The sequence below is a fragment of the Gammaproteobacteria bacterium genome (assembly GCA_029882975.1).
GTDB lineage: Bacteria > Pseudomonadota > Gammaproteobacteria > SZUA-152 > SZUA-152 > JAJDNG01.
Genome location: JAOUJW010000003.1, coordinates 79,088 through 104,926 on the forward strand (window position 1 = coordinate 79,088; position 25,839 = coordinate 104,926).

A 25,839-nucleotide genomic window follows, 5' to 3' on the forward strand; every position below is an offset into this window, starting at 1 on the left:
CGTTGACGTCTTCAGCGCCTCAGTGGAATTGTATGGGCACTATAGCACATTCTTATCTTGTTCGCGTGGTTATAATTTAAGCAATTTCGGCGTTATGATAAATATCCTGGACGTCATCGCAATCGTTAAGCAGGTCCATGAATTTCTCAAAAACAGACGCATCCTCCTGGCTCAGCGCCGTGGTATTCTGGGGGATAAAGCTGATTTCCTCTACATCCAGTTCGACGTCGGGCAGGGCTTGGGCCAGGGCAGTTTTAGCTTTATAAAACTCTGAGGCGGGTGTTAGAACAGTAATGACACCGGCGTCACTTTCAATATCACTCACGTCAACGTCTGCCTCCATGAGAGCATCGAGGATGGCTTCCTCGTCACTACCTTTAAATTCAAAAATGGCTCGATGATCAAATAAATGTGCTACCGCTCCGGGAGAGCCGATTTTGGACTTGGTTTTGGTGAAGCAATGCCGTACTTCGCCAAAGGTGCGGTTATTATTATCGGTGAGGCAATCGACAATGACCATGCAGCCGCCGGGCCCAAAGCCCTCGAATCGCACGGTAACAAAATCCTCGCCACCGCCGCCCTTGGCTTTATCCAACGCTTTTTCAATGACATGGGCCGGGACTTGGTCTTTTTTGGCTTTGTCTATCAAGCGTCGTAAAGTCAAATTACCATCCGGGTCGATGCCGCCGTTTTTTGCACACACATAGATTTCTTTACCGTATTTGGAATAGACCTTGGCTTTGGCATCTGACGTTTTGGCGATTGATGCTTTACGGTTTTGATAGGCTCTGCCCATGTATTGACCTCATTAAGGTGGAAAAATTTTTTGGCTATTTTACTGGAAATGAATACCCCAAATCCATGTTTGGGCGGTGTTGGTTGGCAGGGATTGAATTGTAAGTTTTGTGACTGATACCTCACTACCGGGGGTGCCGAAAACTTGCCTTGCGACGACATAATGTTAATTGTTTCTGACGGGAATAACCATACAATATTAGTGGAAAATAGTCAACGCTTTGATGTTAAAAAGATTTCCAGAATGTAAATTCTAATCACGCAAGGAATCGATGTTTAAAGATCTGTAACAATTAAGCCGATATAAATGTATCAGCTAATGACACAGTTTTTCTAGGAAGAATATCATGCCGCAAATTCATCGTTACTCGGTTAAGAGTCTGTTTTTGACTGGATTGTTTTGTGCCGTATTTGCCATCACCGCAATTACGATCACTGCATTCAGTTCCTTGTATTGGATTACTTCCAGTGCCAATACTTTGGTTGAGCAGTCCATACAGCAAACCAGTCGTTTGGTGGAGCTGTCTGCGGCGTTGCCGGATGTTTCCTCAGAGTTTCAAACTCACCAGAAAAAGATGCAGAAATCCATCGATGTGGCGTCAGAAAAACTTATGCATGACAAATTTGATGTGTTAATGCTGCTGTCTGTAGTCGCCATTATTTCCTTGATGCTTATGGCTGCCGGGATTGGTATTTTGTCTAAAGTGATTTTTCCTTCGATTTCTCAGTTTCTTAATGCTGTTGAAGAATACAATGCCGGGGAACTGTCCTATCGGTTGGCTCATGAACAAATGCCCAAAGAACTGCAAAATGTGGCCACCGGATTCAATACTATGGCCCATCAGTTGGAACAATCCTATGCCAAGCTGGCTTACCATGCTACCAACGATGAGTTGACCGGGGTATACAATAGGCGCAAGTTCATCATGGACTTAGAGCGGGAAGTCAAACGGGCTAAGCGTTACAGCCGCGGAGTATCGTTGATGTTGATTGATATGGATGATTTTTCTTCCGTCAACGACAAACACGGCCATGAGTCCGGCGACAAAGTATTATGTAAGACTGTGGATTTCATCTACAAAAGCATTCGGGATTCCGACAGCCTGTATCGATATGGTAGTGAGGAGTTTGCTGTCATTTTGGTGGAGATTTCAGATCAGGATACCGGCATTGTGGGCGAGCGAATTCGCGAAAGTATTTGCGAATATCCTATCGCCTTGCCGGGTGGAATCAATGTGGAGACCAGCGTCAGTATTGGAATTGCGAACTTTCCGTCCCATTCCGATAACGAAATCAATTTGATTCATGCGGCTGACGAAGCCTTGTACCGGGCCAAATCGCAAGGAAAAAACCAAGTGGTACATACCAACGAAATGGTTCGCGCGAAAGCGGGCTAAGTGAACCCCCTGATGTTCCCGCGTTAGTAGCGGCGCGGGGCTTTTTAATCCGGCTTATGGCCGGATTTTTCTTGTCCAGCGGATTGTATCCTCCGTTCACTCCCGGTCATCAGCTCTTCAAATCCAATTCATGGGCGCGGTTGCGTTTCTTAGTTTAGCCGGTGTATTGGACATGTGCCGTGAATAAGGTAAGCTCAAGTATCAACCGGACGGCTTTATGCGAGGTGACAAATGAGTACTCCAGCAATTCATACCGCACCAGAGCGGGTGTTGTATCTTGCTCAGGGTTCGGAATGTGAGGTCATGCGTTCGGCCTATGAGCGCCAATTGCCTTTGCTCATCAAAGGGCCTACCGGTTGCGGTAAAACCCGATTCGTACGTCATATGGCTGCGCAACTGGGGCGTCCCTTATACACGGTTTCTTGTCATGACGAGTTATCGGCCGCAGATTTGGTGGGGCGGTTTTTAATTCGAGGTGAGGAAACCGTGTGGCAGGATGGGCCTTTGACCCAGGCGGTGCGTGAAGGGGCTATTTGTTATCTGGATGAAGTGGTGGAAGCCCGCAAGGATACCACGGTGATTTTGCATCCCCTGACTGATGACCGGCGCGAGTTGCCTCTGGAGAAAACCGCAGAATTGGTCAAGGCGCCGGCAGAATTCATGCTGGTGATCTCCTATAATCCAGGTTACCAGAACATGTTTAAAAACTTAAAACCGAGCACTCGCCAGCGGTTTGTTGCTCTGACGTTTCAGTTTCCCAAGCCGGAATTAGAGCTGGCTATTCTGCAACAAGAAACGGGAATCAATGAATCCATGGCAAAAAAATTGGTGGAGTTGGGTGGTAACCTGCGTGCGTTGCAGGGACACGACCTGGAGGAGGTGCCCTCAACTCGCTTATTGGTGCATGCGGCTATGCTCATTATGAACGGCCTCAATCCGGCTGAATCCTGTCGTGTGGCAGTGGTGGAAGCATTAACGGACGATCCTTTGATTCAGGAAGGGCTATGGGAAATTGTGCAATCCATCGTGGTTTCGTGAGTCCGAATTCCATTGTGTGTATCACACTAACTCATGCAAAGTGAACTGCTTCATTACCTCCCGCTTCGTTACGCTCTAGGGTTGCAGGCTGAGCCGCAATATCCCCAAGCGGTGGTGAAGCTGGAACACATCGAAAAAAGCTTGAATATCTACTTGCATGCACTAACCCGTTCCTGCGAGATCAAACTGGAACCGGCTCCGGCGCTTAGGATGCTACAACGCTATTCCTTGCATCGCCATGCCCATTCGCTGGTGCGTCAGGAAAGTGGTATTGCTCGCTTACCCCAACAGATTCAAAGATTTGAACAAAAAGAATTAAACCGAGATTTGTATTTTTGGCTCACGGCATATCTTGCTTTTGACCAACCGTTACCGAGCCCGGATTCAGAGGCCGCTCACTTGCCGGAAGCTTTGGGGCACATATTGCAAGGCGTTATGACCAGTGCCAGGGTGTTACAGGCTTGTCCGGGGCTGGCGCCACGGTATCAGCGCTTATGTCGAGCCTGTTTGTTGGAGCGGGATCGTATTACCGTATTACACAGGTGCAAATCCGCTCGGGACGTGGATATGGAGGGGGCTATACGTAAAGCCCTGGGCGATGATTCCGTAGAGGTGTCGCGTTGGCTGCATCATGCCTTGGACGCCGCAGGGGTCGGGGTGCTGTTACCTAATCCTCCAAAGCAATGGTTAGAGCCATCCTTGGCATACTGGCCTGCTCCGGTATGGGGGCGTCCGCTTCAAAAAGCGGCGGCGCTGGAATTGGGTTCGTTTGATATGATTGATGAAGACTTGATCGAGGTTAAACCCGAATCGAAAAAAGCCGTTGATGAGTTGGATTTGTCCGAGTACCTGGAAGCACCGGATGATGTGACCGGTGAGGAACTCAGTGGTAATTTTTTATACCCGGAGTGGAATTGCAAAACGGAATCCTATCGGGAAAATTGGTGTCGTGTGATCGAGGAAGAGCAGGAGCGCGATGATTGGGTGGAACCGCCGCCTCATTTAGGCAAACTGTCCCGCCGGGTGCGACGCCAGTTTGAAGCCTTGCGTACCGATGACCGTTGGTTGCGTCGTGTAACCGATGGTGAAGAAGTGGATATGGATGATTTTATTGATGCCGTGTCACAGCGACGGGGTTGTGGCTATGCCAGTGAGCGCTTATATCGCCATCGTAAGCGCGATGATCGGGAGTTGGCAGTGATGGTGTTATTGGATGTTTCCAAATCCACTCAATCCATGTTAGATGGAGCCCGGGTCATTGATGTGGAGCGTCAAGCAATGATTGTAATGGCCGAAGCGCTGGCCGAGGTGGGTGATACGTTTTCCATTTATGCTTTTTCCGGATATGGGCGGGTACAGGTCGATTGTTTGCGCGTCAAAGCGTTTGATGAAAGTTACGGCGCAGCGGTGCGCGAACGTATTTTTTCTCTCACGCCCCGAGGTTCCACCCGTCTCGGAGCCGCTTTACGGCACATGGCAAAGCGGTTACGAACCCGGCAGGAACGCCATAAACTTTTGTTGATGTTAACCGATGGTCGGCCTTACGATCCGGCAGATCACTATAAAGGTCTATATGCTTTGGAGGATACACGCAAAGCCCTGCAGGAGATGCAAACGGAGGGTATATACGCTTACGGGTTAACTATAGATCAGTCCGGATTGGAGTACCTGCCTTACTTATTTGGGCCGGGGAGATATACCGTATTCAGTAACGTGCTCACGCTACCGGAATTTTTACCGAAGTTATATGCCAGGCTAACCGGTCTGGGTGTTTAAAGATGGTTTTGCATTGGATGTGCTACACTTTTTTGGAAGTCCGTTTTTTTTAGTGAGTATCAAAGATTCCTTCCTTTAACAGCAGTGTTCCGGTCGGTGGTTATGATTAAATTTATCAGTAAAAATATGATAACCGGTTTGGTGGCAGTTTTGCCGGTGGTGTTAACCTTCTATTTGTTATATTGGATGGCGGTGTCCGCAGAAACCATTTTAGGTAATCTAATCCGCTTGGCACTTCCCAAAGAATACTATTGGCCGGGTATGGGCTTGGCGACCGGGTTGCTGGCAGTATTCTTGTTAGGGATGTTAATGCATGTGTACGTGATTCGGCGCTTGTTCTTAAAGGGAGAGCAACTGTTTTACCATATGCCGCTGATAAAGTCCGTTTATCGGTCCATGCGGGATTTCTTTAATTACTTTTCCCCATCGCAAAAGAAAGGTTTTGCCAAAGTGGTTGCTGTGACCTTGGGGGAAATGCAGTTAATTGGATTTGTGACGCAGGATAACTACCAGAGGATGCCTGAGAATTTTCGCCGGGAAGGCAGTGTGTTGGTTTATTTACCATTAAGCTATATGATTGGGGGTTATGCCGTACTGGTGCCTCGAACGGCAGTTCGGCCGGTGGATATGAGTGTAGAAGAGGCGATGCGTTTTACATTAACGGCAGGGGTCGCAGGCAGCCGTAAAGAAGCCGGCGATTCGAAAAAGAAAGCGGAGGGAGGGAAAACGTAGGAGAGGTTGTGAGGCAACAACCCTCCCTCCACTAAAGGGCTTTCCCAGTGCTCACTCATTGTGTTCCGCTACTTTGAACATGCCATTCTGGGTATAGGCCGGACGTAATTGCCGTGGGTCCAATTTAGCGGCACTGTCCAGGCCCCGGCGTAGACTGGAACACTGTTGGGATTCTACCGCATTAAGATTGCGGGTTACGCGTACGGCTTTGACTAAAAACTGGCCGTGTTCATTGCTAAGTACCGTACCGTCTTTAAGGTGAAAATGGGCATCTTCCTCGTCATCCCAGGGCAGACCCCATAGACGGCCTTCTCCATAATAACTCAATGTGTGGCGGGAACCGTGGTGCGGATTACCGGCAGCGCTCGTATTGGTGCGATCATTGTCTGCACTGTGGGTGTAACGAAAAATGAGCGGGTAGTGTTCATGGACAGCGACACTCTGGCCTTGCCGTACCGGGTAGGGTTCCGCCTGTTCGTAAGGGCGGTAGTTGCCATCTTCGGCGTGATACAGTTTGTACAGCACTTTGGTGTCGCTGCCGTCGCGGTTGCTGAAGCATATACCGGTTTCCGGGGTTCGGTTACCACGACTCAGGATGTGATTGCGGTTAAAACTTTGGATGGAGTCCAGTTCTTCCGGTAATCCCATGTAGTCGTACTGTAGGACCGAGCGGCTGATTCCTGACTCGCCTTTAACACCGTTGAGCAAAACCACGGAACGGGCATGGTAAGTGTAAGGAGTATTGCGGCCGAAGCTGGAGCTGAGTTCCAAACGGTTTTGGCCGTGGGTATCTTTGCGTACGCGAACGTAGCCGATACCGTACTCCCTGGGGTCGCCAATATTCCCGCCGTAGAGTCCGTCATCTACTGTGATTTCATAGCTCATGCTGAAAATACCGTAGGGACTGTCGGCGTTGGCACTTTGTTCTATTTTTATTTGAGCCGCCAGCGAGGCATTGACTGCCTGTGGATGACTCAGATTCAGATCCGATTGCGGTAACTCAGTTCTTAGGCTGACATATTGGGCGGTTGCGGCGCTATTACGTTTGGACTCTATTTTAACGTTGAGATTGTTGGCCTGTAATTCCTCACCCATGCGACAGTTGCCCGTGGCAACAACACGCTGGTAAGGTCCTTTGTTGATGTTTTTATCAGCTTGGGTTTGGTGCAGTAAACAAAGCACCAGATTCACCGTATCCAGGTTCGGTGCCGGACCGTCAGTACTCAGTTCGGTCGATGTATAGTGGAGCAGTTTGTCGCTGTGGTATTCGCTTGTGGCACTATCAACGCTGTCGCTGGATGCCGCCGTAGATTGCAGCGGAGAAATGTGTAACGGTAACGCCAGTCCGTCTAATTGGGTAACGGTTTGGCTGGAGCAGGCAGACAATAACAGCGATGAAAGTAGGAGTGGTTTTTTATACATAGTTACGCACCTGTGTAAATAGTTGCCTCTGATTTAAAACTTGGTTTTGAATCTACGTGTCTTAAAAATTAGCAGACAGCTAAGAATTGGGAAATAAGCTAAACGTCCTAAGCTGTACTGACGCCTTAGTCCATTGGGATTAGGTAGATAGGGTTTTTACTCTCCAGACTGAATGCTTGCTGAACCGGTGTTGAAGAATATGTGCATGGTGGTGGTGGGGAAGGCTCCGATTTTTGTGGCCGTGAGGGCCAAAGACGGGTTAACGTAATGGGTGTATCGTTACGACACTGTGTTTAATATTGCAGGATTTGCCTGACGACTGTGGATATTAAGGTGCCAGGTGCCTGTTGGGGTATGACCGGGTAACTTTTGTTGAATCAGTGCAATTTTTTTACCCCGGTCCAGCGTTTTTCTCCGGGATGCGCTGCGGCCACATGTTTCTCGGAAGCTTGCAAAGCATCTTCCCAGCTTTTGGCACAAGCACCCAGCCACGTGGTTTTACCGTGAACGCTGTGGGTGCAAAGGGGGTAATAGGGCTTATCACCTGGACAATTTTGAGTTTGTGCCGGAACTGGGCGGTCACAGGCGCTCAAACCAAGCAGGAAAAAGCCGCCCATGACGACATAGATTTTCTTTGTTGTGACGATACTCATTTTCGGTGTTCCCTTGCAATGTCAAACTAAAAAGGACTTTCAACTGAGCGACCCGTTCGTCCATTAATCACGTTTCAGATAGTAGTCGTGTTTTACCTCGATGCCAATTGGATGTTGTGTGGTGTCGTTGTTGAGGGTCAAAACTCTGGCGCAATTAATGAATAATGAGACAAGATGCTTTATAACAGTTGCAACCCTGAATGGTTAGGTATTATACATTTTTGTGCGCGGGGAGCGATTCTATTATTTAAGTATATGAGGAATAAACGATTTATGTGGGTGTGCTTTGGTTTTTCCTGCTCTAAGTCCATCAGGATTTTTGGGAAACTGTCCCTGGTTTTGGCGCTATCACTTATGTTCCGCCCTGTCTGTGCCGGGGAGTTACCGCTGACGCTGTCGACCTTGTTGAAACAGAGCGGTTTCGCTACCGAGGGTATCGCAGTATACGTGCAAGCGGTGGATGACGATATGCCTTTTGTTGCGTTCCAAGAAGACACAGCCTTAAATCCAGCTTCGGTGGTGAAACTCGTTACCACGGCGGCCTCGCTAGGGATATTGGGCTCGGGTTACCGGTGGACCACAGAGGTCGCTTACACCGGTGCGCTGGAGCAGCAAACTTTAAAGGGCGATTTGTATTTTCGTGGCAACGGCGATCCTTATCTGACTCCGGAGCGTTTCTGGCGTTTGCTGAATCGAGTTTCCTTTTATGGTATTCGCAATATTGCCGGAAACGTGTACGTGGACAATTCTTATTTTTTACCCGGTCCGGTGGATTATGGAGCATTTGATGGACAGCCTTACCGCACATATAACGTGGGGCCGTCCGCGTTGCTGGTCGGGTTTCAAGCAACGGAATTTCATTTTTCCGTGACGCAGGGGCAGGTCACCATTCAGGCATTTCCCGCTTCGCCTAAGCTTCGAATTGTTAACAATGTCAAAATGTCACGTGGAGGCTGTGGAGCCTGGCAAAAACGATTACAGCTGGACACGGAGTCTGCGGGGGAAGAGCTTCGCGTGATTTTTTCGGGAAAGTACCCGAAAGCTTGTGACAAAAAAACGTTCTATAGACGCGTGAGCGATGCGGGTGATCACTTTCAACACTATTTTGTACCCATTTGGCAGCAGTTGGGTGGTTCTTTAACCGGGTCAGTTAAAGCGTCCACTTTGCCGGAGGGGGCAACGCTGGCATTGCAAGAACCTTCCATTTCCCTCTCCGAAGCGATAAGAATGATTAACAAATACAGCAACAATGTCATGACCCGGCAGTTATTGCTATCTCTTGGGGCTGAAGTGTATGGGCAGCCCGGAACCGCAGAGAAAGGGGTCGCTGCAGTGGAGCAGTGGTTGCAACAACAAAACCTCAAGGACGATGTACTACAGTTGGATAACGGTGCGGGCTTGTCGAGAAATACCCGAGTTAGTGCGGCGATGCTGGGTAAGTTGCTGAGATATACTTATCACCAGGCTTATATGCCGGAGTTTATCGCCTCGTTACCTGTATCCGGCCATGACGGTACCATGGCCTCGCGGTTCAAAGGAGATGAGATCCAAGGGCACGCACACATTAAAACCGGGTTGCTTAACTTCGTTCAAACTATGGCCGGTTATGTAACAACGCCTAAAGGGCAGCGTTATGTGGTGGTTTTACTACAAAATCATCCCAAGGCCCACACTGCAAAAGGGCAACAATTGCAGGATGAAGTGATCCGATGGGTATATAGCTTATAAGTGCTGACTCAAGGAGCGTAAGTTGGTGCGATAGTATGAATGAAGAGAATCAGAATATGGGTAAGGTGACTGCTCCGGAACCTAAACGGGCACTGGTGCTCATGGGGGGAGGTGCGCGTGCCGCTTATCAGGTAGGCGTGCTCAAAGCGCTGGTTGAACTACTGCCCAAGAATACACCCAATCCATTCCCCGTGATCACCGGAACTTCCGCCGGTGCTATCAACGCTGTAGCCATAGCGGTTTACGGCGCACGTTTGCAAGAGGCGGTGGCGCGGTTGCACCGAATTTGGCATAACTTCCGTGTATACCATGTATTCAAAGCAGATGTGTGGGGTATCACAGTATCCGGGTTTCACTGGATTATTAGTGTGTTGTTGGTGGGGTTGGGGAAATACAATCCGGTATGCTTTCTGGATCGAGCACCTTTACGCAAACTGTTGCAGCGATATTTGCCCTGTGAAAACATACAAAAATCCTTGGATGAAGGTATTTTGGAATCTCTGTGTATCTCAGCTTCTTCGTATACTACAGGACGCTCAGTTGTGTTTTATCACAGTAAATATACGGTGGTTCCGTGGAATCGGGCGCGACGAGTGGGTGTGCCGGAGCATATAACTTTAGACCACCTCATGGCCTCGTCAGCCATCCCTTTTGTTTTTTCAGCCGTGAAATTGGGGCAGGACTATTACGGTGATGGTTCCATGAGACAGACGGCACCTATCAGTCCGGCAATTCACATGGGAGCGAACAAGGTGTTGGTGATAGAGGTGAGTGCCGAGCCCAAGTCCTACGGCGTCCCGGATCACGCTCAAGGTTATCCTACCTTAGCCCAAGTCGGCGGGCACATTCTCAACAGTATTTTCATTGACGGCTTGGAATCGGATCTGGAGCGATTGCGGCGCATCAACAAGACCTTGGATATCATTCCCTCGCACCATCTGGTGGAACACAATATTTCTTTGCGTCATGTGGATGTATTGGTGGTATCTCCCAGCCAGGATTTACAGGAAATCTCCATGCGTCATGTGCAGGCCCTGCCCCGAATTGTACGGTTTCTGCTGAAAGGAATTGGGGCTTTGGATAGCAAAGGCAGCAGTCTGGTGAGTTATCTTTTGTTTGAAAAAAGTTTTTGCCGTGAGGTGATAGCCCTGGGCTATGAAGACGCAATGGCGCGAAAAGAAGAATTGCTGAACTTTTTGTCGTAAGCTATGGGTTTACCTTATCAGGAGGCATTGTGATGCCCTTTATTCACATTAAAAGCCTGCCGTACGCACAACCCAAACCCATGCATGCTATTTTGCCGGCTTTATGTCGGGATTTTTCCCAAGCGCTGGCCATACCATTGGAGCACGTGCATGCCACTTGGGAATATTTCCAAGCCGGACATTTTTGCAAAGGAGATGATGCGCCTTTGCTGCAGCCGGACTCGCCGCATTCGGTATTGGTGGATTTGTTGACCCCGGATTTTAATGATGCCGATACGGTGGTGCGCATGTTAAGCAGTATAGCTCATAGTTTGGAGCGTCATGCAGCCGTACCATTGAATAAAATTTTTATAATTCACCGCGAGGCCGCGTCGGGCAGTGTGTTTGATGATGGCGTAATTGCGAGTTGGTAAAACAATGTGCAGTGGGTTTTAGTTGATCGGAAAATCCGTAAATATATAAAAGCCCGGTAACAACCGGGCTTGTTGGTTTAGATAGGTCTGGCTCAGGAGACCTTGAAATGAGATACCAGGTTCATCAAGTCTTGTGACAGACTGGCTACCTGTTCTGCAGAACGGGCGGTATGTTGAATGGCGCTGGTAACCCTCTCAGCCGCTTGATTGATATTTACCACATTTTTGTTGATTTCGTCCGCCACAGAGGACTGTTCCTCGGTGGCGGTAGAGATCTGAATGTTCATATCGCTGATGTTGGTGATCATGTCAGTGATGGTGTTCAAGGACTGTTCCGATTGATTAGCCTGATGCACGCTCTTATCCGTAATGGTTTGGCTGGATTCCATGGAGCTCACCGCATTTAAGGCATCGGATTGAAGTTTTTCAATCATACCCTGAATTTCCTGGGTGGATTGTTGGGTCCGGGTGGCCAGAGTGCGAACTTCATCGGCTACCACTGCAAAGCCTCGGCCTTGTTCGCCGGCACGGGCCGCTTCGATAGCCGCGTTCAATGCCAGCAGATTGGTTTGTTCAGCGATGCCTTTGATAACGTCCAGCACGCTGCCAATATTATCCGTTTCAGCTTTAACTTGGCTGATAATAACGGAAGTCTGGTTCATTTCCTGTGCCAGCAGATTGATTTGTGAGCGAGTTTGAGACACCACTTGCTTGCCACTATTGGTTTCCTGGTCAGCTTTTTGAGCGGACTCGGCGGCGATGGAGGCGTTATTGGCCACTTCAGCAATAGTTGCGGTCATTTCGTTTACAGCGGTGGCTACCATGGTGGTTTCGTTTTGTTGTTCTTCCACTGTGTATTTAACCTGATCGGCCATATTGGCCAGTTCGCTGGCTGTTTGGCTTACTTGTTGACTGGTGCGAGAAATGCTTTCAATAATTACCCGAATTTTTGCGACAAAGGAGTTGAAATGGGTTGCCAGGTTAGCCAGTTCATCGTTACCGTGTACCGGTAGCTGAGCGGTTAAATCACCGTCCACTTCGGCGATTTGACGTAGTTGTTTGGCGGCATTGGCAATAGGGGCGGCGACATACTTGGTGCTGAACAAGGAAATGCCGGCGGCAACCAACAGGCCGATGATAGTCACCAGAGCCATAGAGACAAATACGATATTAGTGGTTTCATTGATTTTTTTCTGCTGATTTTCAATAGTGCCGTCACCCAGTTCTTCCACACGTTCCATTAATTCCAATAAATGCTGGGATTTGTTGTAATAGTCTCGGTGTGCGCTGCTCACATCGCCGTTAGCGGTTAGCACTTGAAGTAACTGCTCTGCCGATAGATGATACTGGTTCATGGCGCTGTGCAGTTCGGCTATGGAGTTAGCATTGATCAGGCCGGAGCTTTCCATGGATTTCACGGCTTCCAGGGTAAACGTTTTGGCGTTTTTGAGTTCGCCAAGCAGGGGGGCATTCATACCTTGGGTTTCCATTTGGTTCACCAGGAGCATTTGTTTTTGGATGCCTATTGTGGTTTCCATGGCGCCATCAGCAGCAGACCAGGCTTGGTTTGTAATATAGTCGACGATATTGACCAGTTTATTGGCGCCGTAAAATCCCACGCCGCAGGCGGCCAGCATAAGCAGGGTCAAGGTGGCCACGCCAATGTTAATTTTGTTGCCGATCGATAATTTCATGGGTATCCCTTTGTTTCACGTTACCAATACATAAGTTTGGGTTCATCAGCATCGGTAAATAAGCCGTCCAGGCTGCTAAACCGCTCCTTGCCTCATGTCATACCAGCATATTTTGTGGATAGGCAATGCGTTGATAGACGATGGGTCTTGGAATTCTAAAACCCTATCGTCAAATTGGCCGGTGGGGCTTAGAATGTAATGTTGCAGTAATGTGAATTCTCAGGCAGGAAGGCTGATGCAATGCCACTCCGGCTGGGGTAAAATGCGCCGGTCGAGAATTCAGTAGGAGAATCAGGTGATTAAAGCAGACAGTGTGGTTACATTTCACTATCGGGTGAGCGATGCCGATGGGGCACTTTTGGAAGAGTCTTATGGTGGAGATCCCTTGGCCTATTTACACGGTCATAACGGTATGTTGCCCGCCTTGGAGTCTGCGCTGGAGGGCAAGAGTGTGGGGGATGAGTTTGAGGTAACATTGGATCCAGAGCAGGCATATGGGCAGCGGAGGGAGGATTCGGTGCAGAGAATCTCGCCTAAACACGTTGTTCCGGCGTCACGCAAAAGCAAATACACACCGGGGATGCTGATTCAGGTTAACACGGCCGAAGGGCCTCGTGATGTGATTGTGGTGAAGGCCGGGCTTAAAACGCTTGATGTGGATACCAATCATCCCTTTGCCGGTAAAACCCTGACTTTTGCAGTTAAAATTGAAACGGTCCGTGAGGCAACTGAAGAAGAACTTGCCCACGGTCATGCGCATGGTGTGGGCGGACATCACCACTGATATCACATAAGATCAATTTAGTAGGCAGGAGTTAAGTTTTGAAAACAGCCCTTTATTCAGTAGCTGCACTGGTGATTTTTGTGCTTCTTAGCCTGGCCGTTCTTTCCATGTTTTCGCGGCAGCAGCCTCTGCTGGGCTTGCGTAGCGGCAAATTATTGCCTTGTCCCGAAACCCCCAATTGCGTGTGCAGCGAGGCCGCAGGGTTGGCATCCTCTATTGCTCCCATCGCTGTCAATGCGGAACCTCAAGCGGCATTAGAACATTTGAAATCTGTATTAAAACAACAGGGTGGTGAGATTATCACCGAGTCGGAAAATTACTTGCGTCTGAGTTTCAGTACCCGTATTTTTCGTTTTGTGGATGATTTAGAGCTGCGCTTGGATTTTCCTAATAAACTAATCCACGTTCGATCGGCATCTCGCGTAGGACACTCTGACTTGGACGCCAATCGCCTGCGGGTAGAAGCCATCCGGGCTGCATTCGAATCCAACAGCTAGCCAAAGCCTAAGAGCGCTGTAACAGTTCTATAAGCTCCTCCAGCCGCCCCTCATCCACCAGGGCCAGCAATGGGGTGTTGCCCAGGGCGGCGTGTTGTCGCCGCATCCAGTTGATTTGACGTACATTATCTTGCGGAAACGTCTCTAGCAAGGCCTCAAAGAAAAGCAAAAATCGTTCGGCGCGATAGGCTGCATTGGAATTCTGTGCCAGAATTTGATCCAAGCTTGCCTCATCGGATACTTGGGGGCATTGCAATCCGAGAATACGGGCTAACTCTGCGCGATACAGGTCAAGATGGTCACAAGCCAAAAGCAAGCGGCTGATGGTGGATAGTGTTGCCATTGTTTTACAATTGTCCAACTGTGCCGACATTGAAAATTTCGTTTTAAAGATCGGTTCTAAGGCCGATGAATACATCACTATTATACCTGTAGCGGACTGATTCCCAATGAATCTTCTGTAAAAGACAATGGATGTATTTGAAAAAAAATATTCGGGTAGAGTGTTACTGGTTGATGACAGTAAAACCAATCGTATTGTCGGTGGTAAATACCTGGAGAAGCTGGGTTTGCAGGTGGATCTTGCAGAAGGCTGTGATGAAGCCATCAGCGCTTGCGAGCACAATCGCTACCATATCATATTCATGGACATCTACATGCCCGATACGGACGGTATAGCAACGGCTAAAATTATCCGTTCGCGACTTTTATCCTATTGCCCCATTATTGCTCTGACCGGACATGGTGCCGAAGCGCTGGCGGACGATCTGCTGCAGAGCAAAATGAATGGAGTTATCGAAAAGCCGGTGACTCCGCAAAAACTCATATTAGAGCTGGACAAGTATCTGCGCAAAGTATCCTGAAGTTTTTTCACTTTTATTTTTAAGCTTTGTTTGATGATATCCTGAAAAATCTTTTGGTACCACAGAGATGTGGATGAGTCCTGGAATGGAAACGATTTCATGCGCTGGTATCGATTTTTTATAAGTGTTTCTTATATCCGTATATAATTTAGTTTTAATCTAGCCCCTTATTTTCCTTGCTAACTGTGGCCACTTTATTTTAGAGTGGATATGTTATGTGGTAACCAAGCAGCTCATAACCTTCGCTAATTGCGATATCACCACTAACAGCCATGGCTGTCCGACAGGAAGTCGCAACTGTTATTCAAAAAAAGAAACTGTTATCAGGAATTTAACAGTCATTCTCGAAACTTTATAGGTCGGGGGATTTATGTCTAGTTATCCAAATAGTTTGTATAAATTTGGAAAAGGATTTCTTGCTGCTGCCATCGTCGCAGCGCCGCTAACAGTAACGCCGTTAACAGCAAAGAGTGCTGATGTGACACTGATTCAAGTGTCCGATTTGCATGGTAATTTGGTGCCACACGCCGGGGTTATTGAATCCGCAGGTGCACCGGATCGTTATGTTACCCAAGGCGGTGGTATGGCCAAGGTGGCAACGGTAGTCAACAGCATCCGTGCCAGTTCCCATGCGCACTTAACATTAGGGGTGGGTGACTCCCTTCACGGCAGTGCTGAGGTGCTGTTTACCATGGGCGATGCCATTATGCCGGCCTTTAATGCTCTGGGGCTGGAGGCATACACGCCGGGTAACTGGGAGTTTGCTTATGGTCCGGCGGTTTTTCGAGCACGTTTTACCAATTTGTGTAAAGCCAATCCCAATTGGCAATTTCCCGGTCCGGGTAATAATCCAGGCAATAGTGTGCCGGGGCCCCATGTCTTATGCCCTATTGTGCCGCCCAATGCACGTGTGATGACCGACTCTGATGGTGTGCCAGGCGTGACGCCGGCCAACTTCGAGGTTTTGGCGAACAATTTGTACAATGGTGGTCCTTATCCCACAGCAGCACCGTTTTACGGTGACCGGCCTTTAAAGGCCTACAAGGTGTTTGAAAAAGGCGGTGTGAAAATTGGTGTTATCGGTATCACCGCTGCGATTGTGCCGCAACAACCTCCGGTATTCGGACGCACCTTTGAATTTACTCAGGGTATTGAAGAACTGCCTGCAGACATTGCGGCGGCAAAGGCGGCAGGGGCACAAATCATCGTTGTCATGTCCGAGTTGGGCTTGCCGCAAAATGTGCAAATTGGCCGGGAATTTCCCGAAGTGGACGTTGTCCTATCCGCCCATTCTCATGAGCTGACCTTAGGTGCCATTCTCGCGGACAGTAACGGTTTTGAAATGACCGCCCCTGGAACTGAATTGTCGGGTTCACAATTGGCGCGCCTGCAAAAGGGTGCAGCAGTCATTGTTGAGGCCGGTGAAGATTTATATGTAGGCCGTTTGGATCTGAAAATTTCTGACGGGAAAATCCAAAACATCGTATGGCAGGCCATTCCGGTCGATGATGATGTGGTCGAAGATGCTACCGTGGCCGCGCTGGTCGCGGATCAGGAAAAATATTTTCTCGCCGGTACGGATTTCAAAACCCATACCTTTTTACCGGCGGCTTATTGCCGTAGTTTTGCCGCCCCCAATCCTTGCGATGCGGATGCCGATGGCGTCGTGCGCCGCGGCTTGCGCTTAACCGATCCTTTGGACTTGGTGGTAGGAACTACCGACGTGTTATTGCACCGTCATGAAGACCTGGAAGGCGTGATGAATAACTTTATTGCCGATGCCTTTAGAGGTACCTTGGAAGTGGCCGCCAAAAGTGCTCGTACGGAATGGGCCAATTTGGATGTGGTTTCCATGACCAACGGTTTTCGTTTTGATACGGTGGTGCTACCGGCGCACTTGGTGGCCGAAGGGCAAAGCTTTCGCGACGGTCGCAAGCCCGGTGAAGTGACTTTGCGCGACCTGTGGGGCTATTTTCCGGTTGCCGCAGGTATGGCTGCCGCAGACTACAACGGTGTAGTTATCGAAGAGAATTTGAATAATATTTTGGCCAATGTATATGCGCCCAATCCTTACATTCAGCGCGGCGGTTGGTATTTAGGTTTGTCCAGCAATATGAAACAGCGGGTTGACGTGGTGCAGCGTCCGCTAAGCACCTCCGGTTCTCGCATCGTTGATACGCATATCAACGGTAAACTCATCGATCACAGTAAGCGTTATATTATTGCTTCCTGCTACGGTCATACCTTTCCTATAGGCCGATCCTGCCGTGCCGAGGGTGGTGCCAATACCATTTTCTTTACCTTGGCCGACCCGGACAACTATAGCAGTGCTTTGGGGTTTGCCGATCCCATTCCCACACCGGCGGGACAACCTTTGATCGACAATAAAACGCCCAGAACTCCCATATTCCGCGCAGCGCCGGATTATTATCTGCATCCGGTACACACCCTGCGACGGCATTTGGATGCCAGCGGTGGTTCTATCAATAATGCCAATCATGGCGTCGGTCGCGTGGTTCACGTGAATTCACGCCTGATTGATAATTGCGCCCCTCCAGCCAAACCCAATAAAGTCTGTGTCAACGATACCAAAACCTTCCTGGTGGATCCTATCGAGAATCACCATTACGAAGATGCTGTCGTTCAATCTATCGAAGGTCTTGGTCCTTCCTTCCTGGAACGCAATATTTCAGTAACTAAGTAGTTTGTTCACACCCCGCGGGTTCATAGGAACCCGCGGTTTTCTTTTTACCTTGATTCATTACCCAATTCTTTGTTAGCTTGCAGCAGCAATGCTTAGTTCGTGCACCATCGTAGATACCATCTTACTCACATTGTCACAAGCCCCAAAACAACTGAGCATCGTTGTATATTTGGGTAAGCCGACTAGAACGGGGCCATGGGTGTTCCCCAACCGCGGAACGCCGTGAATACGTCCATGTAGGCTCGGCAGCGGCATCCATGCCGCTGACGTCCGCTTTTGGGAAACACCCATACCCCACTTGTCGAACCACCATCGAAAGGGCTGGGTAAACGAGATAGTTTTTTGTAGGGTGGGCAAGCTTTTTTGCCCACGCGGGCGAAAGGTGGGGCTATTATACTGTTTCGTATTGCCATCTTAGTTCAAGTCACGATGCTGGCTGAGAGATGGGCATGTCGGATTACGTTGCACTAATCCAAGCTACAAATGTGCCAGTAGGAAAAGATAGGGTTTCCATTCTGTTTCGAATGGTGATTTTTTCTAAGGTGCAGTAACGATAGATACTTTGTGAATGTCGCTAATTATAGGTTTGTGATTTAAGTGGGAACGACGAAGATTTACCCCCCGGTCATAGACATAAATCTTACGACCTGCTGCGGTTTTTCCACAAACTCATGTTTTTCCGGTTTACGTCTTATGGCGTCCACAATAGCTTGTTCAATGTCGGTGTCGCTGGCGCCGGATCGCAACAGGGGGCGCAGTTCCACTTTGTCGTTTTGCCCCAGACACAAATACAGCGTGCCTTCGGCGGATAGACGTACGCGATTACAGCTGTCGCAAAAGTGTTGCGAGATAGGCGTGATGAAACCAATGCGTAACTCCGTGTCGGCTACCCGGACATAACGAGCCGGGCCGCCGCCGTTCATTACGCTGGGAAGCAAACGGTACTTCTGTTCCAAGCGCGCTTGCACTTGCTCCAGGCTGATATAGTGGTCCGTGGCGTTTTGTCCTGTGTTGCCTATGGGCATGGTCTCAATAAAACGCAGAGTAAAATCGTGCGCTATGCAAAAATCTACCATGGCTTCGATTTCATCGTCGTTAACACCGCGCATGACCACCATGTTGATTTTGATGGGTTTAAAACCCGCCTCTTTGGCCGCCATAAGGCCGGCCATGACTTTTTCTAATTTGCCGCCATTGGTAATGGTTTTGAAACGTTCTGGCTGAAGGCTGTCCAGGCTCACATTAATGCGGCTCACGTTGGCCTGCTTGAGAGCATGGGCATGGCGTTGCAGTTGCACTGCATTGGTACTTAAGGATAAATCGTCTATGCCCGGCAGGGCGGAGAGTTGTTGTGCCAGCTGTGGCAGGTTTTTGCGTAACAGCGGCTCGCCTCCGGTGATGCGAATGCGATTAACGCCCAAGCGGCCAAAAGCGCCGATTAAACGCTGGATTTCATCGGCGTTTAACCAATGTTCCGGTTCTTCAAAGCTTTTAAATCCCTTAGGCAAGCAATAGACACAACGTAAATCACAACGGTCGGTCACGGACAGGCGCACGTATTCAATACGGCGACCGAACGCGTCATAAAGTCCGTTGTTGTTGCTTTGCGAGCTCATAGGGCATCAGCCTGGGTTTTACCATGTGGTACTAAAAGCCTAGCACTTATATTGCCAAGTGTAGAAATATTTCGGGCCGAAACAGCTCGGCCCGGTAAGTTATACGGTCTGATAGTACATATTTTGTGGGTGATTGGCCTGGGCAAAAAAGAACCAGCGCTCCACCAATAAACCCAGGTATTGCACGATAAATGCGGTGACATACAAGCCGGTGTTGTGGCTGGATAAGCCAATGCTTAAAAACAATACCGGTAAAGGAAAGACCATGATCAAGAATATCCATTTGACGGATTTTAAGAACAGCGCTGTTTTTCCATGGAAAAATTCTCGGGTGTTAAAAGTGCCACCCATGGCGCCCATGGCTTTTTGTTGAATATTAATGTGACGTACGCCAATGGCGGACTTGAGGCTGGACTTGGCTTTCAGGCGCCGATTGCGCAGCAGTGATGCGCCGCGGGTGACCAGGGCAAGTAAGGTCAGGATAATGGCCCAGTCGGCGTAATAGTCCACCAATTGAGAGTTGTTGCGGCTGGCGTATACGGTGCACAGGGTGTATCCGGAAGCCATACCCAGCAAGGTGTAATTGATGACGGTTAAGGGAGAATGCCACTCCTGTAAAAACTTAAGGCAAGCGTAGATCATGCCGGTGCAGACGTACAGGGCAAAACAGACCACCAGTCCGGCGATTCCAATCAAAACGGTCAAGCGCACTTCGGGGATGGTAGCGGTGCCGAAAGTGGCCGGATTGATGTTGAAATAGTGCAATACGCCGTAAACAAACACCAACAGCATAAACAAGGGCAGGGCGATGACTTCGCGGGATAACCAGGAAGTGCGCCATTGCGCCGCTGCGCGCCAAGCCCGCTCCGGATGTCCCAGATGAAAGAAAGAAGCAAACAGTCCGGCGATGAGAAAAATCATGGCCAACAGGGCGCCACCGCTGTAAAACTCACCGTTCTGCGGCGGTAAGCCGGACATAATGCTATAGCTTTGCCCCAGCACCAGGGCCAGAAACAAACCCTGACCCACCCCAATCAAGGTGGTCAGGAAAACAACGGAAAATGGAGGATTCATTGTTTAACAAACTCCTGTGAAAATTGTTCGGTATTTGGTGCGCACAATCGAGTTGGCCATATATCGTGTTACCATGACGTGGAATCCTCCAAATACGGCCCGTCGTCGTCCTGAGGCAACGGACCCTCCTTCTTGAGCGGGTTGTCCACACGCACCAGTTCGTCTTCGTGAATATGCTGCTTGGTCTTACGCCGGGGCAAATAGTGATTGGCCGGCTGAGTACCCCATTCGGGCATGAGCGCATAGCCGCCGTTTTCACGAATGGCAATGGATGCTTCCGAATTGGGGTCGTGTACATCACCAAAAATACGCGCACTGGTGGGGCAGGAGATAACGCAGGCCGGTCGGCGTTCCGTTTCAGGCAGCTCTTCATTGTAGATGCGGTCTACGCACAAAGTGCATTTTTTCATGACTTTTTCGTGCTGATCCAACTCGCGGGCACCGTAGGGGCAAGCCCAGGAACAGTAACCGCAGCCGATGCACTTGTCGTAGTTCACCAGTACTATGCCGTCTTCTTTGCGTTTGTAGCTGGCGCCCGTGGGACACACGGGTACACACGGGGCGTCTTCGCAATGCAGGCAGCTCTTGGGAAAGTGCACCGTTTCCGTGTGGGGAAAGACGCCCACTTCATAAGTCTGCACTCGATTAAAGAAAGTGCCCGTGGGGTCTTTGGCGTAAGGATTGTCATCCGTCATCGGTCCTGCGGAACCGGAGGAGTTCCACTGCTTACAGCTGGTCACACAAGCGTGGCAGCCAACGCAGACATTTAAATCAATAACTAAAGCAAGTTGCGTCATGGCTGTTCCTTTATTTACGTTTACCGGCAAAATACGCCAACCAGGGTTTGCGTTGCGGTTGGCCCGGCGTGGGTAACATGGGTTTAAACTGGGGTGAGGTGACCTGCGGTTCGTCCGCATTGGCTTTGTACACTTTCACTCGCACGTCATACCACGCCGCCTGTCCGGTTAAAGGGTCAGAATTGGATAGGCGCATGCCTTGGCTGTCTTCCGGCAGTTCTTCAGAGATTACATGGTTCAGCAAAAAGCCTTTTTGTGACTCATTGGCATCCGGGGTAAGGTTCCAGGCGCCGGCGGCTTTACCAATGGCGTTCCAGGTCCAAACGGTGCCCGGTTCCACCGCTTCTGAGAAGCGGCACATGCAACGGACTTTACCGTGCATGGATTCCACCCAAACCCAGTCACCGTCATTAAAACCACCTTTAGCACCCAGCGTGGGGCTCATATACAGATAGTTATGGGTGTGAATCTGACGCAGCCAGGCGTTTTGCGAATCCCAGGAGTGGTACATGGCCATGGGGCGTTGGGTTACCGCGCTCAAGGGATACGTGTGTTTGTCCGTGGCCTGTTGTTCCAAAGGCTCATAGAAAAACGGTAAAGGATCGAAATAGGTTTCGATACGCTCACGCAAACGTGCCGGGGGTTGTTTGCCCGGATATTTACCTTGAGCTGCCAGACGAAATTTTTGCAGCACTTCGGAATATATATGAATATTGATAGGGTCCGAATGTCGGGTCATGTGGTGGTGTTTGGCCCATTCCAAATACCCTTTGTTCCAGTTGCGCATGTATTGATACGACTTGGGCAGTTCATAATGAAACACGCAATTGTTTTTCTCGTACATTTCCCACTGCTTGGGGTTAGGTTCACCACGCAGGAATTTTTCGCCGCCTTTTCCGCGCCAGCCGGATAGAAAGCCAATACCGGAGCCTTTTTCAGTTTCATGGTTGATGATAAAGTCCGGGTAGTCGCGGTATTTGCGTTTGCCTTCCGGTGTAGTGAAAGCCGCCAGTTTCAATCGGGTTCCCAGTTCGATCAGCACTTCCTGAAAAGGTTTGCATTGACCTTTAGGGGGCAGAACCGGAATCCGCACAGAGTCTACAGGCCCGTCAAATTCGGAGATTGGGCGGTCCAGCATGGACATAACATCGTGGCGTTCCAAGTAGGTGGTGTCCGGCAATACCAAATCGGCATAGGCCACCATTTCCGATTGAAAGGCATCGCAGACGGCAATAAAAGGAATCTTGTATTCTCCGTCTTCGTTTTTATCGTTAAGCATTTGCCGTACCTGCTCCGTGTTCATGGAGGAGTTCCATGCCATATTGGCCATGAAAATGAGCAGAGTGTCGATGGAATAGGGGTCGCCGCGCCAGGCATTGGTGATCACATTGTGCATGAGTCCGTGTACGGACAGGGGGTATTCCCAGGAAAAGGCTTTGTCGATGCGAATGGGTTCGCCGTTGTCGTCCACAAACAAATCATTGGGGTCCGCCGGCCAACCTAAAGGCATGCCGCCCAAGGGCGAATTGGGTTTGACACCATTTGGTCCGTTGGGGGTTTTGGGGCACGGCGGTATGGGGCGAGGGAACGGGGCCTTATGGCGAAAGCCGCCGGGGCGGTCAATGGTTCCTAGGATGCTCATCAATATGGAAAGTGCTCGGATGGTCTGAAAGCCGTTGGAATGGGCGGCCAGTCCACGCATGGCATGAAAGGATACGGGGTTACCGGTCACCGCTTCATGGTCATTGCCCCAGGCATCGGTCCAGGCAATGGGTAGTTCAATTTTCTCATCACGGGCGGTAATGCCCATTTCGTGTGCCAGGGTTACAATGTCTTTGACGGGAATGCCGGTGATGTCCGCTGCCCATTCGGGGGTGTAATTTTTGACCCTATCCGCCAGCAATTGAAACGCCGGTTTAACCGGGGTACCGTCTTCCAGGGTAAATTCCCCCAGCAGGAACGGGTCAGCGCCTTCAGTGTGGGTGCGTACGGCGGCGTCTGTGTTGCGATCCCACCAGAGTTGGTCTTGTGGGTGAATTTTGCCCGCATCCTCTTCTTCGTCCAGGCGCATGAACATGCCGAATTCGTCATGGCTGCTGTTCTGGTTCACCAATTGCGCCGCGTTGCTGTATTTGATCAGAAATTCTCGGTCATAGAGGCCGGTGTTGATAATTTCGTTGATCAAGGCCAGGATTAAGGCGCCGTCAGTGCCGGGTTTAATAGGTACCCACTGATCGGCAATGGCGGAATAACCGGTGCGAATGGGGTTGATGGAAATAAATCGGCCACCGGAACGTTTGAATTGGGATAGAGAGATCTTCAAGGGATTGGAGTGGTGATCTTCCGCAGTGCCGAACATAACAAACAGGCGCGAGCGTTCCAGGTCCGGACCACCGAATTCCCAAAAAGAACCGCCAATGGAATAAATCATACCCGCCGCCATATTGACGGAGCAAAATCCGCCGTGCGCCGCATAGTTAGGGGTGCCGAATTGTTTGGCGAACAAGCCGGTCAGGGCCTGCATTTGATCGCGCCCGGTAAACAGAGCGAATTTTTTCGGGTCGGTATTGCGAATGTGGCTTAAGCGTTTTTCCAGGATTTCGAAAGCCTCATCCCAGGAAATAACTTCAAACTCCGCGGCACCGCGTTCGGCGCCTTCACGGCGTTTCAGTGGCTGGGTCAGGCGCGCCGGGGAATATTGTTTCATGATGCCGGAGCTGCCCTTGGCACACAGCACACCTTTGTTGAGCGGGTGGTCCGGGTTACCTTCTATGTAACGGACTTCGCCGTCACGTAGGGTGACTCGGATACCGCAACGGCATGCACACATGTAACACGTGGTTTTTTTAACTTCAATGCTGCCCGACTCTTTCGGAGAGTTGTTACTGGTTTGGTTAGCCATTTAGGGTTCCTGAATAAAGCAAACGAAAAGTATATATCAGAATATTCGCATATACCTAATCAGCAATATTGAGCGTGGAATAGAAAAATTATATTTACTACTCAATTGCCGTCTAAAGGGTAGGAATTTCAAGGTCTTTATCTATTCTAGCCTGGAAATGATGAATATAGGCTGACTAGTATGCAAAATCGTGTCAATTCTGTGAAACCTGAGACACAAAATCCACTACGACTTTTGAGGCCATGGTTGGAACTGAATAAGGTTGGAAGGAACGGGATTTATTAATTAATGGCTTTATTAAAAAGCCGAATAGCAATAACGGGCAATTGCGAATAGAATAGGCGGCGCAAATAATTTTCAGTCAACCTTTGCAAAACAAGAACATATTAACTGTAACTCCGAAAGCGGTAGACAGTGGTTGACACAACTTTCGGTAGATACTGGAGGAGGGAAGCAATAATGGTGGACGCGGTTGCAACCAACCAGACCATAGTGGTTGTCGGTGGTGGTATTGCGGGTCTTACTGCAGCGCTCGAGGCCGCTGAGTGTGGTAAAGACGTTATTCTGATCGAAAAAAGCCCTGCGGTGGGCGGGCGTATTTCGCGCTTATACAAGTATTTCCCGAAACTGTGTGTTCCCTCTTGCGGCCTGGAAATCAACCTGCGCCGACTCAAAGCCAATAAAAACATCCGGCTGATTACTCTTGCGGAAGTGAGTCAAGTCAGCGGCGAAGCCGGTAACTACAGCTTGTCCGTGAGTGTCAAACCTCGCTTTGTGACGGAAAATTGCACCGCTTGCGGAGATTGTGCCACGGCATTGGAAACCAACGATTACAGCGACGAACACAATTACGGTATGAGTAAGCGCAAAGGCGCTTATTTACCGCACAATATGGCCTACCCGCAACGCTACGTCATCGATCCGGCTATGATCGGCAGCGACGATGCCAATAAAGCCAAAGCGGCTTGTCAATACAATGCGATTGATTTGGATATGCAAGAGCAGACGTTGGAGCTAAAAGCGGGAGCCATTATTTGGGCCACCGGTTGGAAGCCTTACGATGCAGCTAAAATTCAGCCCTACGGCTACGATCGCTACGAGAACGTCATTACCAGTGTGGAGTTCGAACGCATGATGGACCCTTACGGTCCCACCGGTGGCAAACTGGTTCGGCCTTCCGACGGTAAAGAAGCCAAGAACGTCGCTTTTATTCAGTGTGCCGGTTCCCGAGATGAAAATCATCTGCGCCACTGTTCCCGTATATGCTGTATGGCCAGCCTGAAGCAAACCACTTATGTGCGGGAGCAATACGGTGACGAAGGTAAGTCCAGTGTGTATTACATTGATATTCGTGCCATCGATCGCATTGATGATTTCTATCAAAACGTTCAGGCCGATGAAAACGTCACCTTTGTTAAGTCTAAAGTGGCCAGCATTACCCTGGACAAAGCCAGCGGTGACCCCGTGCTTAATGGTGTGAATACGGAAGGTTATCATCGTTACAGCAACGCGCATGATTTGGTTGTGCTGGCGGTGGGTATGGAGCCCAGCGTGCCCAAAGAGGCATTTCCTGTTGAGGTGAAACTTAACGAAAACGGGTTTATCGAACAGGACGACAGCAACGGGGCTATTTTTGCCGCCGGTTGCGCGTCCGACGCCCTGGATGTGAATCGAGCGGTACAAAACGCCACTGCCAGTGCACTGCGTGCAATTCAAGTGGTTAATCGCGTCGCCGGAATGGAGGGATAA

Annotated in this window: 21 protein-coding genes; 12 read left to right on the forward strand and 9 right to left on the reverse strand. The window is 49.6% G+C overall.

Annotated elements, in window-relative coordinates; all coding sequences use genetic code 11:
- Window positions 1–76: 76 nt before the first annotated feature.
- The gene (locus tag OEY58_03290) at window positions 77–796 is read right to left on the reverse strand and encodes a YebC/PmpR family DNA-binding transcriptional regulator (protein ID MDH5324464.1); all 720 of its coding nucleotides are present in this window, start codon (window positions 794–796) and stop codon (window positions 77–79) included.
- Between the two features lie 346 nt (window positions 797–1,142).
- Between OEY58_03290 and OEY58_03295 the strand changes: the two genes are divergently transcribed.
- From OEY58_03295 to OEY58_03310, 4 genes are all read left to right on the forward strand, one after another.
- Window positions 1,143–2,192 (forward strand): GGDEF domain-containing protein, encoded by a 1,050-nt coding sequence (locus OEY58_03295; protein MDH5324465.1) that lies wholly within the window; start codon window positions 1,143–1,145, stop codon window positions 2,190–2,192.
- Between the two features lie 303 nt (window positions 2,193–2,495).
- On the forward strand, window positions 2,496–3,230 hold the full coding sequence (locus OEY58_03300) for a CbbQ/NirQ/NorQ/GpvN family protein (GenBank protein ID MDH5324466.1): 735 nt from the start codon (window positions 2,496–2,498) through the stop codon (window positions 3,228–3,230).
- A 33-nt stretch (window positions 3,231–3,263) separates the two neighbouring features.
- A complete protein-coding gene (locus OEY58_03305) occupies window positions 3,264–5,006 on the forward strand; it encodes a VWA domain-containing protein (protein ID MDH5324467.1) in 1,743 nt (580 codons plus the stop codon).
- A gap of 102 nt (window positions 5,007–5,108) precedes the next feature.
- Entirely contained in the window at window positions 5,109–5,738 is a 630-nt protein-coding gene (locus OEY58_03310; GenBank protein ID MDH5324468.1) for a DUF502 domain-containing protein, read from the forward strand.
- A 51-nt stretch (window positions 5,739–5,789) separates the two neighbouring features.
- On the opposite strand, the gene OEY58_03315 is transcribed toward OEY58_03310, so the two are convergent.
- A complete protein-coding gene (locus tag OEY58_03315; protein MDH5324469.1) occupies window positions 5,790–7,160 on the reverse strand; it encodes a hypothetical protein in 1,371 nt (456 codons plus the stop codon).
- 377 nt (window positions 7,161–7,537) lie between these two features.
- Window positions 7,538–7,813, reverse strand: a complete 276-nt coding sequence (locus OEY58_03320; protein ID MDH5324470.1) for a hypothetical protein — start codon at window positions 7,811–7,813, stop codon at window positions 7,538–7,540.
- A 354-nt stretch (window positions 7,814–8,167) separates the two neighbouring features.
- On the opposite strand from OEY58_03320, the gene dacB reads away from it, so the two are divergent.
- From dacB to OEY58_03335, 3 genes are read left to right on the forward strand one after another with little or no spacing between them, the layout of a single operon-like run.
- The gene (gene dacB, locus OEY58_03325) at window positions 8,168–9,541 is read left to right on the forward strand and encodes a D-alanyl-D-alanine carboxypeptidase/D-alanyl-D-alanine-endopeptidase (GenBank protein MDH5324471.1); all 1,374 of its coding nucleotides are present in this window, start codon (window positions 8,168–8,170) and stop codon (window positions 9,539–9,541) included.
- 35 nt (window positions 9,542–9,576) lie between these two features.
- Window positions 9,577–10,746, forward strand: a complete 1,170-nt coding sequence (locus OEY58_03330) for a patatin-like phospholipase family protein (protein MDH5324472.1) — start codon at window positions 9,577–9,579, stop codon at window positions 10,744–10,746.
- Between the two features lie 32 nt (window positions 10,747–10,778).
- Window positions 10,779–11,159, forward strand: coding sequence for a hypothetical protein (locus OEY58_03335; protein ID MDH5324473.1), 381 nt, complete (start codon window positions 10,779–10,781; stop codon window positions 11,157–11,159).
- A 92-nt stretch (window positions 11,160–11,251) separates the two neighbouring features.
- Here the strand turns inward: OEY58_03335 and OEY58_03340 are convergent, their stop codons facing one another.
- The gene (locus tag OEY58_03340) at window positions 11,252–12,853 is read right to left on the reverse strand and encodes a methyl-accepting chemotaxis protein (GenBank protein ID MDH5324474.1); all 1,602 of its coding nucleotides are present in this window, start codon (window positions 12,851–12,853) and stop codon (window positions 11,252–11,254) included.
- 295 nt (window positions 12,854–13,148) lie between these two features.
- Here OEY58_03340 and OEY58_03345 point away from each other — a divergent pair, with 295 nt between their 5' ends.
- Both OEY58_03345 and OEY58_03350 read left to right on the forward strand, forming a co-directional pair.
- Window positions 13,149–13,637, forward strand: a complete 489-nt coding sequence (locus OEY58_03345; protein ID MDH5324475.1) for a peptidylprolyl isomerase — start codon at window positions 13,149–13,151, stop codon at window positions 13,635–13,637.
- A gap of 38 nt (window positions 13,638–13,675) precedes the next feature.
- Window positions 13,676–14,134, forward strand: coding sequence for a DUF1499 domain-containing protein (locus tag OEY58_03350; protein MDH5324476.1), 459 nt, complete (start codon window positions 13,676–13,678; stop codon window positions 14,132–14,134).
- Between the two features lie 7 nt (window positions 14,135–14,141).
- On the opposite strand, the gene OEY58_03355 is transcribed toward OEY58_03350, so the two are convergent.
- The gene (locus tag OEY58_03355) at window positions 14,142–14,477 is read right to left on the reverse strand and encodes a hypothetical protein (GenBank protein ID MDH5324477.1); all 336 of its coding nucleotides are present in this window, start codon (window positions 14,475–14,477) and stop codon (window positions 14,142–14,144) included.
- A 127-nt stretch (window positions 14,478–14,604) separates the two neighbouring features.
- On the opposite strand from OEY58_03355, the gene OEY58_03360 reads away from it, so the two are divergent.
- Window positions 14,605–14,997, forward strand: coding sequence for a response regulator (locus OEY58_03360; protein ID MDH5324478.1), 393 nt, complete (start codon window positions 14,605–14,607; stop codon window positions 14,995–14,997).
- A 370-nt stretch (window positions 14,998–15,367) separates the two neighbouring features.
- On the forward strand, window positions 15,368–17,701 hold the full coding sequence (locus tag OEY58_03365; GenBank protein ID MDH5324479.1) for a bifunctional metallophosphatase/5'-nucleotidase: 2,334 nt from the start codon (window positions 15,368–15,370) through the stop codon (window positions 17,699–17,701).
- Window positions 17,702–18,315: 614 nt separating this feature from the next.
- On the opposite strand, the gene moaA is transcribed toward OEY58_03365, so the two are convergent.
- The 4 genes from moaA to OEY58_03385 form a co-directional block, all read right to left on the reverse strand.
- Window positions 18,316–19,317: a GTP 3',8-cyclase MoaA gene (gene moaA / locus OEY58_03370; GenBank protein ID MDH5324480.1), complete on the reverse strand. Its 1,002-nt coding sequence runs from the start codon at window positions 19,315–19,317 to the stop codon at window positions 18,316–18,318.
- 99 nt (window positions 19,318–19,416) lie between these two features.
- On the reverse strand, window positions 19,417–20,391 hold the full coding sequence (locus OEY58_03375; GenBank protein MDH5324481.1) for a dimethyl sulfoxide reductase anchor subunit: 975 nt from the start codon (window positions 20,389–20,391) through the stop codon (window positions 19,417–19,419).
- A gap of 68 nt (window positions 20,392–20,459) precedes the next feature.
- Window positions 20,460–21,188, reverse strand: coding sequence for a 4Fe-4S dicluster domain-containing protein (locus OEY58_03380; GenBank protein ID MDH5324482.1), 729 nt, complete (start codon window positions 21,186–21,188; stop codon window positions 20,460–20,462).
- A gap of 10 nt (window positions 21,189–21,198) precedes the next feature.
- Entirely contained in the window at window positions 21,199–24,090 is a 2,892-nt protein-coding gene (locus OEY58_03385; GenBank protein ID MDH5324483.1) for a molybdopterin oxidoreductase family protein, read from the reverse strand.
- A gap of 459 nt (window positions 24,091–24,549) precedes the next feature.
- Here OEY58_03385 and OEY58_03390 point away from each other — a divergent pair, with 459 nt between their 5' ends.
- A complete protein-coding gene (locus tag OEY58_03390; protein ID MDH5324484.1) occupies window positions 24,550–25,839 on the forward strand; it encodes an FAD-dependent oxidoreductase in 1,290 nt (429 codons plus the stop codon).